The sequence below is a fragment of the Micromonospora sp. NPDC003241 genome (genome assembly GCF_053589795.1).
Window position 1 is genome coordinate 63,683 of sequence record NZ_JBSFSO010000026.1, and the last position, 14,781, is coordinate 78,463.

11 protein-coding genes are annotated in these 14,781 nt (G+C 71.4%); 6 read left to right on the plus strand and 5 right to left on the minus strand.

From position 1 onward, the window contains the following. Nucleotides 1-105: 105 nt before the first annotated feature. The gene (gene ppc, locus ACWDVW_RS20485; protein WP_449951185.1) at nt 106-2,892 is read left to right on the plus strand and encodes a phosphoenolpyruvate carboxylase; all 2,787 of its coding nucleotides are present in this window, start codon (nt 106-108) and stop codon (nt 2,890-2,892) included. A gap of 135 nt (nt 2,893-3,027) precedes the next feature. Here ppc and ACWDVW_RS20490 read toward each other — a convergent pair whose 3' ends face one another. After that, nucleotides 3,028-3,801: a hypothetical protein gene (locus ACWDVW_RS20490; RefSeq protein ID WP_449951187.1), complete on the minus strand. Its 774-nt coding sequence runs from the start codon at nt 3,799-3,801 to the stop codon at nt 3,028-3,030. 109 nt (nt 3,802-3,910) lie between these two features. On the opposite strand from ACWDVW_RS20490, the gene ACWDVW_RS20495 reads away from it, so the two are divergent. Both ACWDVW_RS20495 and ACWDVW_RS20500 read left to right on the plus strand, forming a co-directional pair. Further along, the gene (locus ACWDVW_RS20495) at nt 3,911-5,083 is read left to right on the plus strand and encodes a DNA recombination protein RmuC (RefSeq protein ID WP_449951190.1); all 1,173 of its coding nucleotides are present in this window, start codon (nt 3,911-3,913) and stop codon (nt 5,081-5,083) included. A 161-nt stretch (nt 5,084-5,244) separates the two neighbouring features. Beyond that, the gene (locus tag ACWDVW_RS20500) at nt 5,245-8,511 is read left to right on the plus strand and encodes a S8 family serine peptidase (RefSeq protein ID WP_449951193.1); all 3,267 of its coding nucleotides are present in this window, start codon (nt 5,245-5,247) and stop codon (nt 8,509-8,511) included. Between the two features lie 270 nt (nt 8,512-8,781). Here ACWDVW_RS20500 and ACWDVW_RS20505 read toward each other — a convergent pair whose 3' ends face one another. Both ACWDVW_RS20505 and ACWDVW_RS20510 read right to left on the minus strand, forming a co-directional pair. Beyond that, nucleotides 8,782-9,234 carry a hypothetical protein gene (locus ACWDVW_RS20505; RefSeq protein WP_449951195.1) on the minus strand — a complete coding sequence of 151 codons (453 nt, stop codon included), beginning with the start codon at nt 9,232-9,234 and terminating at the stop codon, nt 8,782-8,784. 53 nt (nt 9,235-9,287) lie between these two features. Next, entirely contained in the window at nt 9,288-10,277 is a 990-nt protein-coding gene (locus tag ACWDVW_RS20510) for a 4-hydroxy-3-methylbut-2-enyl diphosphate reductase (protein WP_449951198.1), read from the minus strand. Between the two features lie 120 nt (nt 10,278-10,397). On the opposite strand from ACWDVW_RS20510, the gene xseA reads away from it, so the two are divergent. Further along, entirely contained in the window at nt 10,398-11,648 is a 1,251-nt protein-coding gene (gene xseA, locus ACWDVW_RS20515; protein ID WP_449951200.1) for an exodeoxyribonuclease VII large subunit, read from the plus strand. A 27-nt stretch (nt 11,649-11,675) separates the two neighbouring features. Further along, entirely contained in the window at nt 11,676-11,897 is a 222-nt protein-coding gene (locus tag ACWDVW_RS20520) for an exodeoxyribonuclease VII small subunit (RefSeq protein ID WP_396740635.1), read from the plus strand. Between the two features lie 80 nt (nt 11,898-11,977). On the opposite strand, the gene ACWDVW_RS20525 is transcribed toward ACWDVW_RS20520, so the two are convergent. Further along, the gene (locus tag ACWDVW_RS20525; RefSeq protein ID WP_449951202.1) at nt 11,978-12,814 is read right to left on the minus strand and encodes a hypothetical protein; all 837 of its coding nucleotides are present in this window, start codon (nt 12,812-12,814) and stop codon (nt 11,978-11,980) included. Between the two features lie 95 nt (nt 12,815-12,909). Then, the gene (locus tag ACWDVW_RS20530; protein ID WP_449951205.1) at nt 12,910-13,575 is read right to left on the minus strand and encodes a DUF4245 domain-containing protein; all 666 of its coding nucleotides are present in this window, start codon (nt 13,573-13,575) and stop codon (nt 12,910-12,912) included. 148 nt (nt 13,576-13,723) lie between these two features. On the opposite strand from ACWDVW_RS20530, the gene glpX reads away from it, so the two are divergent. Next, nucleotides 13,724-14,755, plus strand: coding sequence for a class II fructose-bisphosphatase (gene glpX / locus ACWDVW_RS20535; RefSeq protein WP_449951208.1), 1,032 nt, complete (start codon nt 13,724-13,726; stop codon nt 14,753-14,755). Nucleotides 14,756-14,781: the final 26 nt, after the last annotated feature.

The window sequence follows — 14,781 nt, forward strand, 5'->3', positions numbered from 1 at the left end:
TGCAAAAGGCGATAACAAGGGGCCCCTCCTTACAACCGGGTGCGCGCGGATACGATCGGGGGAGTCGGACAGCGCTGTCCTTCGTACTCACGTAAGGAGCGCACGGTGACCGACCAGCACGATCACGACGGCCCCGACGCCGCCCTGCGCGCCGACATCCGCCGGCTGGGCACCCTGCTCGGGCAGACCCTGGCCCGCCAGGAGGGCCGCCCCCTGCTCGACCTCGTCGAGGAGATCCGCGCCCAGGTACGTACCGACGCCCCCGCCGCCGCCCGGCGGTTGGGCGGGCTCGACGTGACCACCGGCACGAAACTGGCGCGCGCCTTCTCCACCTACTTCCACCTGGCCAACATCACCGAGCAGGTGCACCGGGCCCGGGACCTGCGGCGTCGCCGCGCCGTGCAGGGCGGCTGGCTGGACCAGGCGGCCAAGATGATCGCCGAGCGCGGGGTACCCGCCGAGGAGATCGCGTCGGTCGCCCGTCGGCTGGCGGTACGCCCGGTCTTCACCGCCCACCCGACCGAGGCGGCCCGTCGCTCGATCCTGTCCAAGCTGCGCGCCATCGCCGACGAGTTGGACACCGAGACCTCCAACGCGATCCTCTACGGGGCCAGTGACGAGGGCCCCGCGAACCGTCGGCTGGCCGAGCTGCTCGACCTGATGTGGCAGACCGACGAGCTGCGGCTGGACCGGCCGGACCCGACCGACGAGGCCCGCAACGCCATCTACTACCTGCGCGACCTGTACGCCGAGGCGGCCCCGCAGGTGCTCGACGACCTCGCCGAGACGCTGCGCGCCCTCGGTGTGGAGACCTCGCCGACCGCCCGACCGCTGACCTTCGGCACCTGGATCGGCGGCGACCGCGACGGCAATCCCTTCGTCACCCCGACGGTGACCCGTGAGGTGCTGGCCATCCAGCACGAGCACGGGCTGACCGCCACCGAGGCGGCGATGGAGGAGCTGATCAACGAGGTCTCCGTCTCCCGCCGGCTGCGCAACGTGTCGCTGGACCTCTCGGCCAGCCTCGCCGCCGACCTGGACGCGCTGCCCGAGGTGGCACCCCGGTTCCGTCGGGTCAACGCCGAGGAGCCGTACCGTCTCAAGGCCCGCTGCGTCCGCGCCAAGCTGGCCAACACGCGGGCCCGGTTGCGCCAGGGCACGCCGCACGTGCCGGGTCGCGACTACCGGGGTTCCGCCGAGCTGATCGCCGACCTGGACCTGCTGCGCGCCTCGCTGGCCCGCAACTCCGGGCAGCTCACGGCCGTGGGCCGGCTCGCCTCGACCATCCGTACCGTCTCCGCGTTCGGCCTGCACCTGGCGACGATGGACGTCCGGGAGCACGCCGAGAAGCACCACGAGGTGCTGATCCAGCTCTACCGGGCGGTCGGCGAGGTCGAGGACTACCCGGCGCTGACCCGGCTGGAGCGCACCAAGCTGCTCGCCGACGAGTTGACCGGTCGTCGGCCGCTCTCCGCCGCCGACACCCCGTTGACCGATTCGGCGCGCAAGACGTTCGACGTGTTCGGCGCCATCCGCGAGGCGCAGGACCGGTTCGGCACCGAGGTCATCGAGTCGTACATCATCTCGATGACGCTCGGCGTGGACGACGTACTCGCCGCGGTGGTCCTCGCCCGCGAGGCCGGTCTGGTGGACGTGCACAGCGGACGGGCGCGGATCGGGTTCGTGCCGCTGTTGGAGACCCCGGCCGAGCTGAACTCCGGCGGCGAGCTCCTCGACGAGCTGCTGTCGCTGCCCGCGTACCGGGCGCTGGTGGCCGCTCGGGGCGACGTGCAGGAGGTGATGCTGGGCTACTCCGACTCCAACAAGGAGGCCGGCATCACCACCAGCCAGTGGTCCATCCACCGGGCGCAGCGGGCGCTGCGGGACGTGGCCGCCCGGCACGGGGTGCACCTGCGGCTGTTCCACGGCCGCGGTGGCACGGTGGGACGCGGCGGCGGGCCGACGCACGACGCGGTCCTGGCCCAGCCGTACGGCACGCTCGACGGCGCGATCAAGGTGACCGAGCAGGGTGAGGTCATCTCCGACAAGTACACGTTGCCCGCGCTGGCCCGGGAGAACCTGGAGCTGACCGTGGCCGCGGTGCTCCAGGCGACCCTGCTGCACACCGCGCCCCGGCAGCCGGCCGAGATGCTGGAGCGCTGGGACGCGGCGATGGACGTGGTGTCCGAGTCGGCGTTCCGGTCGTACCGGTCGCTGGTGGAGAACCCGGACCTGCCGGAGTACTTCTGGGCGTCCACCCCGACCGAGCTGCTCGGCGCGTTGAACATCGGCTCCCGACCGGCGAAGCGCCCGAACACCGGCGCCGGCCTCGGCGGGCTGCGGGCCATCCCGTGGGTGTTCGGCTGGACCCAGACGCGGCAGATCGTGCCCGGCTGGTTCGGGGTGGGCTCCGGCCTGGCCGCCGCCCGCGAGGCCGGGCTGGCCGACGTGCTGTCCGAGATGAACCGCAACTGGCACTTCTTCCGCACGTTCCTGTCGAACGTGGAGATGATGCTGACCAAGACCGACCTCGGCATCGCCCGTCGGTACGTGGAGACCCTCGTGCCGAAGAAGCTGCACCCGATCTTCGCCACGATCGAGGAGGAGTACGAGTTGACCCGGCGGGAGGTGCTGGCGGTCACCGACTCGCCGGACCTGCTGGAGAACTCCCCCGTGCTGCAACGCACCCTGGCGGTCCGCGACACCTACCTGGAACCGTTGCACCACCTCCAGGTGGCGCTGCTGCGGCAGTACCGCGACTCCGGTGCCGCCGGTCGGGCGGTGGCCACCGCACCGGGCGGCCGACGGGCCCCGAGCGACGGTACGGCTCTGGAGCGCGCGCTGCTCACCACCGTCAACGGCATCGCCGCCGGCATGCGCAACACCGGCTGATCGCGGCGAGGTCGGGAACCACTGCAAGGAAGGGTCCCCTCCTAACGCCTGGCGTATAGGAGGGGACCCTTCCTAACATCTGCGGGCACTGCCGCGACACATCTGCGGGCGCTGCCGGGACGTCAGAACGCGACGTCAGAAGTCGCCGCCGCCGAAATCACCGCCACCAAAGTCGCCGCCACCGAAATCACCGCCACCGAAATCACCACCGCCGTAGTCACCGCCGCCGAGGTCGCCGCCGTCGCCGCCGAAGTCGCCGCCCTGGTCGTCCAGGCCCGCTGCCGCACCGGCGTCGTAGCCGGGGTCGCCGAACGAGGGCGAGAAGAGCGCGTCGGCGATCAGCATGCCGCCGAGCACGCCGACCCCGGCACCCAGCGCCGTCTTCCACCAGGGGGTGGAGTACCAGCCGGCCGGCACCGGCCGGCCCTGCATCCGCCCGCCCGGGTAGTAGTACGGCGTGTCCCGGCCCGGCTGCGGCCCGGCCTTGAACGTCTGGCCCTGCACCTGCACCTGGCGCGGCACGGTCAGCTCACCGGCGCCACTGGCGGCGGCCAGCGCCGGCAGGGGTGGCCCGGGGTCGATGCCGAGCGCCGTCCGGGCCGCCCGGATGTAGGTCAGCCCCTCCACCGCGGTCTCCCGGGCCAGCCGGTACTGCGTGATGCTCCGGGCCTGCTCCAGCTGCGAACCGGCCGCGTGGTACCGCTCGGCGGCGTCGGCCAGCGCCTGACGGACCGCCGGATCGTCGCCGCTGAGCGTCATCACCTGCCCACCGAGGCGTTCGTACCAGCGTCGGGCGTCGGCTTGGACATCGGCGAGGCTCCGGGCGTCGCGCGCGGCGCGTTCCCGCCGCCACCAGACGAACGCGCCGACGAGACCCGCGACCAGGAGTACGACCAGCAGAAGTTCCACCACTCCAACGTACCCACCATCTGCCAGCGACCCACCTCCTGACGAGGTCGGACGCGGCACGCGGCACCGGTCGAGGCGCGAAGCGCTCATCTTTGGCAAGCTCGTCAGGATGGAGCTCTCGACTCTGGCGGTCGTCGTCGTGTGTCTCGGTGCCGGGGGTGCGGTGGGCTGGTACGCCGCGCGGGCCCGCTCGGCGACCGAGATCGCCCGGCTGGACGCCACCCTGCGCGCCACCCGTGAGGGCGAGGGGCGGCTGGAGCAGTCGATGCGGGCGTTGAGCTACGAGGCGACGGCCCAGTCCCAGGAGGCGGTGGCCCGGGCGGTGGCGCCGCTGCACGACACGTTGCGCCGCTACGAGCAGCGGGTGGCCGAGTTGGAGCGGGACCGCGTCGACGCGTACGCGGAGTTGCGCGAACAGGTGCGCTCGATGAGCACGGTCTCGGGTGAGCTGCGTACCGAGACCAAGCAGTTGGTGGCGGCGCTGCGCGCGCCCCAGGTACGCGGCCGGTGGGGCGAGCACCAGTTGCGGCGGATCGTGGAGGCCGCCGGGATGCTGGAACACTGCGACTTCTCCGAGCAGGTCACCGCCGCCACCGACCAGCAGACCGTCCGCCCCGACCTGGTGGTCCGGTTGCACGGGGGACGCAGTGTGGTGGTGGACGCGAAGGCACCGTTCGACGCGTACCTGACCGCGATGGAGGCGCGCGACGAGCGGGGGCGGGACACCCACCTCGACCTGCACGCCAAGCACCTGCGGGGGCACGTGGACGCGTTGGCCGCCAAGTCGTACTGGACGGCCTTCGAGTCCACCCCGGAGTTCGTGGTCCTCTTCGTACCGGCCGACCCGTTCCTGGACGTGGCGTTGCAGCGCGATCCGACGTTGCTGGAGCACGCGTTCACCCGCAACGTCGTGCTGGCCACGCCGGCCACCCTGGTCGCGCTGCTGCGTACGGTGGCCTGGTCGTGGCGGCAGGAGCAACTCGCCCGCAACGCCCTGGCGGTCCACACGCTGGCCCGGGAGCTGTACGGACGGTTGTCCACGCTCGGCGACCACGTCGGCAAGCTCGGCGCGTCGCTGGGCGGCGCGGTGACCGCGTACAACCGGGCGGTGGGTTCGCTTGAGGCGCGGGTGCTGGTCAGCGCGCGCAAGCTGGCCGAACTGGGCGTTTCCGACCAGGAGCTGGCGGTGCCGAACCAGGTCGAGATCGCGCCCCGCCAGCCACAGGCGCCGGAACTGGTCGATGGTGTTTCCACAACGGATGGTCGAATTCGGCCGGACTAATCAGACCCTTACCACCTTCGATGTGACATTGCGCGTCTCGCGTATCACGAGATGGTCACAACGTACCTGCCGGTAGTGACATCGATGGTCGGCACCACGAAGGATTCGCCTCACGCGTGCCCTGCATCTGAGGGCGCCCTGTTCTCTGGAGGAAAGAGAACGTGAGTAAACCCCGAATCCTGAGCCGGCGTACCTCCGCCGCGCTCTTCGCCTCGGTCATGGCGGCGGGCGCCGTGACCGTGGTCGGCGGTACCGCCACCGCGAGCGCCGCCCCTGCCGGTCCCGACGCCGCGCAGGCCACCCCCGCCGAGGCGCTCGGCGAGCACGACGCCAAGCTGCTCTCCGAGGCAGAGGCCAAGAAAGCCCCCACCGTCACGATGATCGTCGCCACCGAGAAGGGCAAGGCGAAGGACGTCGCGGACGACCTCAAGGACCTCGGCGCTGCGGTCACCGAGCGCTACGACACCATCGGCTACGTGCTGGCGAAGGTGCCGACCGGCAAGGCGGTCACGGCCGCCACGCTGCCCGGCGTCGCCGCGGTCGACCTGGACGAGAAGATCCAGCTCCCCGACCCGAAGCCGGAGGTCGTCCCGGGCGCCAAGAAGGCCGAGAAGCAGGGCACCACGCTCAGCGGCCCCGGCGCCAAGACGCCCGCCGACAACCCCTACATGCCGACCGGCGAGATCGGTGCGGCCAAGTTCATCAAGCAGAACCCCAAGTGGGACGGGCGCGGCGTCACCATCGGCGTGATGGACTCCGGTGTGGACCTGGACCACCCGGCGCTGCAGAAGACCACCACCGGCGAGCGCAAGATCGTCGACTGGGTCACCGCCACCGACCCGTTCGAGGACCCCACCTGGCGGCCGATGATCACGCAGGTCACCGGGCCGACGTTCACCGTCGCCGGTCGCACCTGGACCGCGCCGGCCGGGACCTACCGGTTCAACCTGTTCAGCGAGAACATCACCGCGAACAGCGAGCCGGGCGGTGACGTCAACCGCGACGGCGACACCACCGACCAGTTCGGCATCCTCTTCGACCCGGTGACCAACAACATCTGGGTGGACACCGACCAGGACGGCGACTTCACCGACGAGGCCCTGATGCGGCCGTACAAGGAGAAGTTCGACGTCAACCACTTCGGCACCGACAACCCGGCGACTCCGATCACCGAGCGGATGGCGTTCGTGGTCGAGTACCGCAAGAACGTCGACACCACTCCGCTCGGCGGCCCCGGCCTGGTCGACTACGTCAACATCGGCATCGTCGAGGGCTCGCACGGCACGCACGTCGCCGGCATCACCGCCGCGTACGGCATGCTGGGCAACAAGGCGTTCAACGGCGCCGCCCCCGGCGCCAAGGTCGTCTCCTCGCGCGCCTGCTCCTGGGGCGGCGGCTGCACGTACGCGGCGCTCACCACCGGCATGGCCGACCTGGTGATCAACCGGGGCGTCGACGTCATCAACATGTCGATCGGCGGCCTGCCGGCGCTCAACGACGGCAACAACGCCCGCGCCGTCCTCTACAACAACCTGATCACCACCTACGGTGTGCAGATGTTCATCTCGGCCGGCAACTCCGGCCCGGGTGTGAACACCATCGGTGACCCGTCCGCCTCCACCAACGTGGTCAGCGTCGCGGCCAGCATCAGCAAGGACACCTGGCTGGCCAACTACGGTTCGGTGGTCAAGCAGAAGAACGCGCTGTTCAACTTCTCCTCGCGCGGCCCGCGTGAGGACGGTGGCGCCAAGCCGAACATCGCCGCGCCGGGCTCGGCCATCTCCACCACCCCGGTCTGGCAGGCGGGCAACCCGGTCGCCGAGGCCGGCTACCCGCTCCCGTCGGGCTACGGCATGTCCAACGGTACGTCGATGGCCTCTCCGCAGGCCGCCGGTGGTGCCGCGCTGCTGCTCTCGGCCGCCAAGGCCACCGACCAGGGCGTGACCCCGGCCGCGCTGCGCCGGGCGATCTACAGCTCGGCCAAGCCGATCGCGAACACCGCCACCTTCGGTCAGGGCTATGGCATGTTCGACGTGCCGGGTGCCTGGAAGCTGCTGCGCAAGAGCAGCGAGCCGAACGACTACACCGCCGAGGCTCCGGTCTGCACGGTGCTCGCCGGCCAGCTCGCCACGCCGAACAGCGGCACCGGCGTCTACAACCGGTGTGACTCCGCCAACGGCGGGCACAAGGTCAACCAGTCGAAGTCTTACCAGGTCAAGCTGACCCGGACCAGCGGCCCGACCGGCAACGTGAAGCACAACATCGGCCTGCGCGGCAACAACGGCACCTTCTCGGCGCCGAAGAACGTCACGCTGCCGCTGAACACGACCGTCACCATCACGGTCACCGCGAAGCCGAAGACCGCCGGGGCGCACGGCACGATCGTCACGGTCGACGACCCGCGCACCAACACGATCGACTTCGAGTTCTCCGCCGTCGTGGTGGCCTCGAACGACGTCAGCAAGCCCGCCTTCGCCTACTCGGCGCGGGGCACCGTGGAGCGCAACAGCACCACGTCGTACTTCGTGACGGTGCCGCCGGGTGCCGGGGCGTTGCAGGTGAACCTCTCCGGCATCGCCACCGGGTCGCAGACCCGCTTCATCGCCTTCAACCCGTACGGCGTCCCGGTGGAGAGCACCTCCAGCCTGGCCTGCTACACCAACTTCGTCAGCACGGTCGTCTGCAACGCGTTCGAGCGTGACTACCAGAACCCGCTGCCGGGTGTCTGGGAGATCGAGGTGGAGTCGCGGCGGACCTCGCCGGCCCTGAACAACCCGTACCAGCTCCAGGCACGGGTGCAGGGCGTCGCGGTCGAGCCGGCCGTGGTCGAGCTGCCGGCGGTCACCGCCGGTGTCCCGACCCCGGTGACCTGGTCGCTGAAGAACACCTTCGGCCCGGTCTCGGTGACCGGCCAGGGTGGCCCGCTGTCCAGCGTGCACACCGAGCGGCCGACCATCGCCGAGCTGGCCAAGCAGGAGTTCACCGTCGAGGTGCCGGCGGGCGTCACCAGCTTCACCGCCCGCATCGGCAACCCGTCCAACGCCAGTGCCGACCTGGACCTGTTCGTCTACCGGGGCACCACCCTGGTCGGGCAGCAGGCCGACGGTGACTCGGAGGAGGCGGTGACCCTGACCAACCCGGTCGCGGGCACCTACCGGGTCGTCGTGGACGCGTACGCGGTGGACGGTGCCGGTGGCAGCACCGAGTACGACTACCGGGACTCGTTCTCGTCCCCGTCGCTCGGCACGCTGACCGCGTCGGGCGGCACGCTCACCCTGGCCAACGGCGCCACCGGCAGCCTCTCGGGCTCGGTGACCGCCCAGTCCGCCCCGTCCGCGGGTCGGGCGCTCTACGGTGAGCTGGCCGTGGTGACCACCGAAGGCGCGATCGTCGGTCGGGGCGCGGTCTCCGTCGGCGCGGTGAACTGACACCACCACCATCGCACCACCAGGAAGCCCGTCTCCGGTCCATCCGGAGGCGGGCTTCCGCCTTGCCCGACCGACCGCCGAGGCGGCGAGGGCTCCGTCACGACGAGGACTTCGCCGATCATGGAGTTCTGGCAAGCACTTAGGGGCGATGTGCACCTTTTTCCGCCGCCACAAGTCCATGATCGACGCGCGCACCACGGCACCCGTCGCCGCGTGGCGACGGGTGCCGTGGTGTCGGTGAGGGTGGGTGGGGGGTGAGGGTGGGTGAGGTCAGGCGCGTTTGGCGGTGGCGACCTGGAACGGGGTGCCCTGCTGGCACGTCGTCATCAGACCCGGGTCGGGTCGGCCGGTCACCGTCACCGCGGCACCGGAGGTGAGCACGTCACGAGGCCCACCCAGCAGCAGGTAGCCGTCGAGGAGCAGGCAGCCGGGCTCCACGCCGGCCTCGACCCGGCCGGTGAGCGTCATCTCGCCCGTGGTCGGGGGCGGGGTCGGCACGCCCCGGGTCTTGCCGGCGGGCGGCGGACTGGCCGGAGCCGTCGGGTCCACCGGGTCGGAGGGCGGGGGCACGGGGCCGGTCGGATCCGGGGTCGGCAGCTCGGTCACGGGTGACGCTCCCGTCGGGGTGGGGGCGGTGGGGCCGTCCCCGGCGTCCTGACCACCGCAGGCGACGAGCGCCGTGCAGACGATCAGCGCGGTGACGGCGATCCGAAGGGTCCTCATGCCGGTCTGACGTGTCCGGGAGGTCAGCCGTTCCATCGGCGCGGGCCGACGGATCAACTCTGGGCCGCCGCAGCGGCCTTCATGTCGCGCTTGAGCTCCTGTGGGAGCGAGAAGGTGAGGCGCTCGTTGGCGGTCACCACCTCCTCCACGTCGGCGAAGCCGCGCTCGGCGAGGTGCGTCAACACCTGCTGCACGAGTTCCTCCGGCACGCTCGCGCCGGAGGTGAGGCCCACCGTCCGGGCGTCGGCCAGCCAGGCGTCGTCGATCTCGTGGGCGAAGTCGACCAGGTGTCCGGCGCGGGCACCGGCGTCCAGGGCCACCTCGACCAGCCGTACCGAGTTGGAGGAGTTGCGCGACCCGACCACGAGCACCACGTCACACTCGGCCGCGATCTCCTTGACCACGTGCTGCCGGTTGCTGGTGGCGTAGCAGATGTCGTCGCTGGGCGGGGACTGGAGCAGCGGTAGCCGCTTCTTGAGCCGGGCCACGGTCTCCAGGGTCTCGTCGACCGAGAGCGTGGTCTGTGACAGCCAGACGACCTTGCTCGGGTCGCGCACGGTGACCCGGTCGGCGTCCTCGGGCCCGTCCACCAACTGGATGTGGTCGGGGGCCTCGCCGGAGGTGCCGATGACCTCCTCGTGGCCCTCGTGGCCGATGAGCAGGATGTCGTAGTCCTCGGCGGCGAACCGCTTGGCCTCGTGGTGCACCTTGGTCACCAGCGGGCAGGTCGCGTCGATCGCCTTGAGCGACCGCTCCTTCGCCTGCTCGTAGACCTCGGGCGCCACGCCGTGCGCGGAGAAGATGACGGTGGACCCCTCGGGAACCTCTTCGTTCTCCTCGACGAAGATCGCGCCCTGTGCCTCCAGCGTCCGCACCACGTGCTTGTTGTGCACGATCTCCTTGCGGACATAGATCGGGGCACCGTAGAGCTTGAGCGCCTCCTCGACGGTCTGCACCGCCCGGTCGACGCCCGCGCAGTATCCACGGGGCTTCGCGAGCAGCACGCGCTTACCGGTCCCGGAAGTCCTCTCGCCCTCAGTCACACCCCCATCGTACGTGCCGCCCGCGCACCCGGCACCGCGCGCGCCCCGCCGCCGACCCCGTCGGCCGCCGCCCCGGTCGTGATCAGCGAGGCGGTCGGTGGGTGGGCTTAGGGTGGGCGGGTGAGTACGGGTGGGACGGCGACCGGGAGCGGGACGGCTGCCGGCACAGGGGCCAGCACGGCGGACGAGCCGTGGCCGGTGCGGGTGGTCAGCCAGAAGATCGGCGCCTGGGTGGCGCGCCTGGGCTGGGTCTGGGTGGACGGGCAGGTGGCGCAGATCAGCCGGCGGCCCGGCGCCAGCACCGTGTTCCTCACGCTGCGTGACCCGTCGGCCGACCTGAGTCTGACCGTCACCACCAACCGGGACGTGCTCGACACCGGTGCGCCGGAGCTGCGCGAGGGCGCCCGCGTCGTGCTGCACGCCAAGCCGGAGTTCTACGCCGCCCGGGGCACGCTGAGCCTGCGAGCCGACGAGATCCGGCAGGTCGGTCTCGGCGAGCTGCTGGCGCGGCTGGAGAAGCTCAAGAAGCTGCTCGCCGCCGAGGGGCTGTTCGACCGGGCCCGCAAGCGCCGCCCGCCGTTCCTGCCGCAGCGGATCGGGCTGATCACCGGCCGGGCCAGCGCCGCCGAGCGGGACGTGCTGACCAACGCCCGTCGCCGCTGGCCGGCGGTGGAGTTCCGGACGGTGAACGTGGCCGTCCAGGGTGCCGGCGCCGTGCCGCAGATCGTCGACGCGCTCAAGGTGCTGGACGGCGACCCGAGCATCGACGTGATCATCCTGGCCCGCGGCGGTGGCGGCATCGAGGACCTGCTGCCCTTCTCCGACGAGGCCCTGTGCCGGGCGGTGTTCGCCTGCCGTACGCCGGTGGTCAGCGCGATCGGCCACGAGACGGACGCGCCGCTGGTCGACTACGTGGCCGACGTCCGCGCGTCGACCCCCACCGACGCGGCCAAGCGGGTGGTGCCCGACCTGGCCGAGGAGGTGCGCCTGATCGGCCAGGCCCGGCACCGGCTACGGCGCGCGGTGCACCACCTGGTCGACCGCGAGTCGCACCGGATCGAGGCCCTGCGCTCCCGGCCGGCGCTGGCCCGCCCGGAGGTGATGGTGGAGCAGCGAGCCGGTGACCTGGCAGCTCTGCGGCAACGGGCCACGCGCTGCCTGGACCACCGCATCGCCGCTGCCGACGACGACCTGCGGCACACCTTGGCCCGGCTGCGCGCGCTCTCCCCGGCCGCCACCCTGGACCGGGGGTACGCCATCGTGCAACGCGCCGACGGCCACGTGGTGCGCGCCGCCGCCGAGGTGACGCCCGGTGACGCGCTGCGCGTACGCGTCGCCGACGGCGAACTGTCGGCCACCGTGAACCCCTGACCGTCTCGGCCCTGTGGAGAGGGAAGCATGACTGACGAGAAGACCGACGGGTCGGACGAGCGGCTCAGCTACGAACAGGCTCGCGCCGAACTGGCGTCGGTGGTGGAGCGGCTGGAGGCCGGTGGGACGTCGTTGGAGGAGTCGCTGGCCCTGTGGGAGCGCGGCGAGGCGTTGGCGGTGATCTGCCAGCGCCGCCTCGACGGCGCACGGGCCCGGATCGACGCCGCCCGCCAGGAGTCGACGACCTGACGCCTGGAAGTACCCCGGACACGGCGCGGCGGGAGCCTCCAGGCTCCCGCCGCGTGTCGTCGTCGGTGCAAAGAGACCGCTTACCTGAACAGGTTGTACAACTCCGGCGGCGCCTCGACGACCTGGTCGGCCGGGGGCTTCTGCGCGGCGGTCGCGTTGCCGTAGTCGCTGTACGTCATCTTGATCTCCTGGCCGGCGGCCGCCCCCGTCGGCGGCATCCGCAGCACCAGTTCGGTGAGTCGGCCCTGCGCGTCGGTGGTGGCGGTGAACGGCACCGCGTTGGCCTCCGGGCCGAGCGCGGTGATCACGCCCTGGTCCAGCGAGCCGGCCTCGGCGGCCTTCGAGGCGTCGATGGTGCCGGTGAAGTTGCCGTCGCCGGTGCGCTGCACCTCGGTGACCGCCTGGGTGAGGGCGGCGCTCCCGGCCGGGTCGACCTTGTCGAAGTCGAAGCCGAGGTTGCGGTCACCCTGGATCCGGTTCTGGTCGAGGTGCTGGAACTTGCCGAGGTTCAGCCGGTCGAGGCCGGGCACGCTGGTCGCCGCGCTTCCCTTCAGGTCCACCTTGACCCAGCTGTCCGGCTTGGCGTGGATCAGGTCGAGGCTGATCGCCAGGTCGTCGGTCGGCTCGCCGAGGCGTACCCGGATCTCGGCGCTCTGGCTCGGCTGGTGCACCTGGCCCTCGGCGACCGATCCGACGCCGGACATGGTGAACCGGAAGTTGCCGTTGCTGATCTCCTTGGTCGAGTCCAGCAGCGCCTGCTTGGCCTCGGAGTCGGCGGCGGGCGCGCCGGAGCCGGTGGCGGACGGTGTGGCGGCGCCGGTGGCGGGTGCGGTGTCGCCGGAGGTGGTGCAGGCGGCGACTCCAGGCGTGAGCAAGGCGGCGGCCATGAGACCGGCGCTCAGTCTGCGAATGGTCATCGGTGTCTCCCAGCGGGTCACCCGACGCTTCCCGCGCCGGTGGCTCCCCTTTCCTGTTCCCTGCCGACGCCACTCGCAATCACCACGAAGCCCGCTCAATCGACGGCGGTGGCCATCTCGCGCAGTTCGTTGTCCCGGGCGTCACCGACCACGATCACGGTCCGCTCCGGTTCGAGCAGCACCAACGCCTGCTCGTTGCCCCGCCCGGTGTACCGCTGCCAGGTGCCGGAGCCGAGGTCGGCCTGTCCCTGCGGCCGGCCCTCCTCGGTCAGCTCGGTGGGCAGCAGCCGCTCCGGCGGCACGTTGCTCTGCACGAGTTGCAGACCCCGACCCTCGGGAGTGAGATAGCCCACCCGCAGGGTCGCGCCCTCCTCGGTGGTCCGGTACGTCGCGCGTACCGTCTTCCAGCCGTCGGGCAGCCCGGCCGGCTGGGTCACCGGGAAGACGGCGGCCGAGCGCGCCTGCTCGAAGGTGGGCGTCGGGTCGACCGTGCTCGGCTCGTCCCCGCCGAGGAAACCCCGGGAGAAGGCGATCAGCAGGGCGATCGGGACCAGCAGCACCAGCAGCGAGATGGCCATGTCCCGGGGCCGGCGCTCGGATCGGCCGGGTGCGGCCTCGGCCGCCGGGGGTTCCCCGGCGGTCCGCGACGGCTCCGGCCGCTCCTCGGCTACGTCCGGTCCGGCGGCCCGGTCGACGGACGGCTGCTCGGCCGTCGACGGCTGGTCTGCGGGTACGCGGTCGGCAGGCTGTGCGGGTTCCACCCGGCCATTCTCGCAGCCGCCCGACCGGCGGTATCCGGCCCATCACCGCCCCGCCCCGGTCGCGGGTCCGCCATCGTGTGAGGATCAGGAACAAGGCCGGTAGCACCCGGCCCGGTCGACCCCGCACCGCCGCGAGGAGGAGCCGAACATGACGACCACCAGGACGCGTACCCCACAGAACCTCGACCGCAACATCGCCCTCGACCTGGTCCGGGTGACCGAGGCCGCAGCGATGGCCGCCGGTCGCTGGGTCGGCCGGGGCGACAAGGAGGGCGGTGACGGCGCCGCCGTCGACGCCATGCGCAAGCTGATCAACTCGATCCCGATGAAGGGTGTCGTGGTGATCGGCGAGGGCGAGAAGGACAACGCCCCGATGCTCTTCAACGGCGAGGAGGTCGGTGACGGCACCGGTCCGGAGGTGGACGTCGCGGTCGACCCGATCGACGGCACCACGCTGATGAGCAAGGGCATGCCGAACGCGCTCGCGGTGCTGGCGGTCGCCGAACGGGGCGCGATGTTCGACCCGAGCGCCGTGTTCTACATGGAGAAGCTCGCGGTCGGCCCGGCGTACGCGGACGTGGTGGACATCAACGCCGGGGTCGCCGACAACCTGCGCCGCATCGCCAAGGTCAAGGGCACCGGGGTGGACGAGGTGACGGTCTGTGTGCTCGACCGGTCCCGGCACGACGGGCTGGTGGAGGAGATCCGGCGGATCGGGGCGGGTATCCGGTTCATCTCCGACGGCGACATCGCCGGTGCCATCGCCGCCGCCCGGGGCGAGTCCGACGTCGACGTGCTGATGGGCATCGGCGGCACCCCGGAGGGGATCACCGCCGCCTGCGCGCTCAAGTGCATGGGCGGGATGATGCAGGCCAAGCTCTGGCCGCGGGACGACGCCGAGCGGGAGAAGGCGCTCGCCGCCGGGCACGACCTGGACCGGGTGCTCACCACCGACGACCTGGTCACCGGGGACAACTGCTTCTTCGTGGCGACCGGTGTCACCTCCGGTGACCTGCTGAAGGGTGTGCGCTACCGCTCGGGTGGGGCGTACACGCAGTCGATCGTGATGCGCTCCAAGAGCGGCACGATCCGGGTGATCGACTCGTTCCACAAGTTGGAGAAGCTGGCGCTCTACTCGGCGGTGGACTTCGACGGTCGCCCGCTGGACGAGCAGGATTGAGTCTGGGCACGACGGCGACCGGGCCG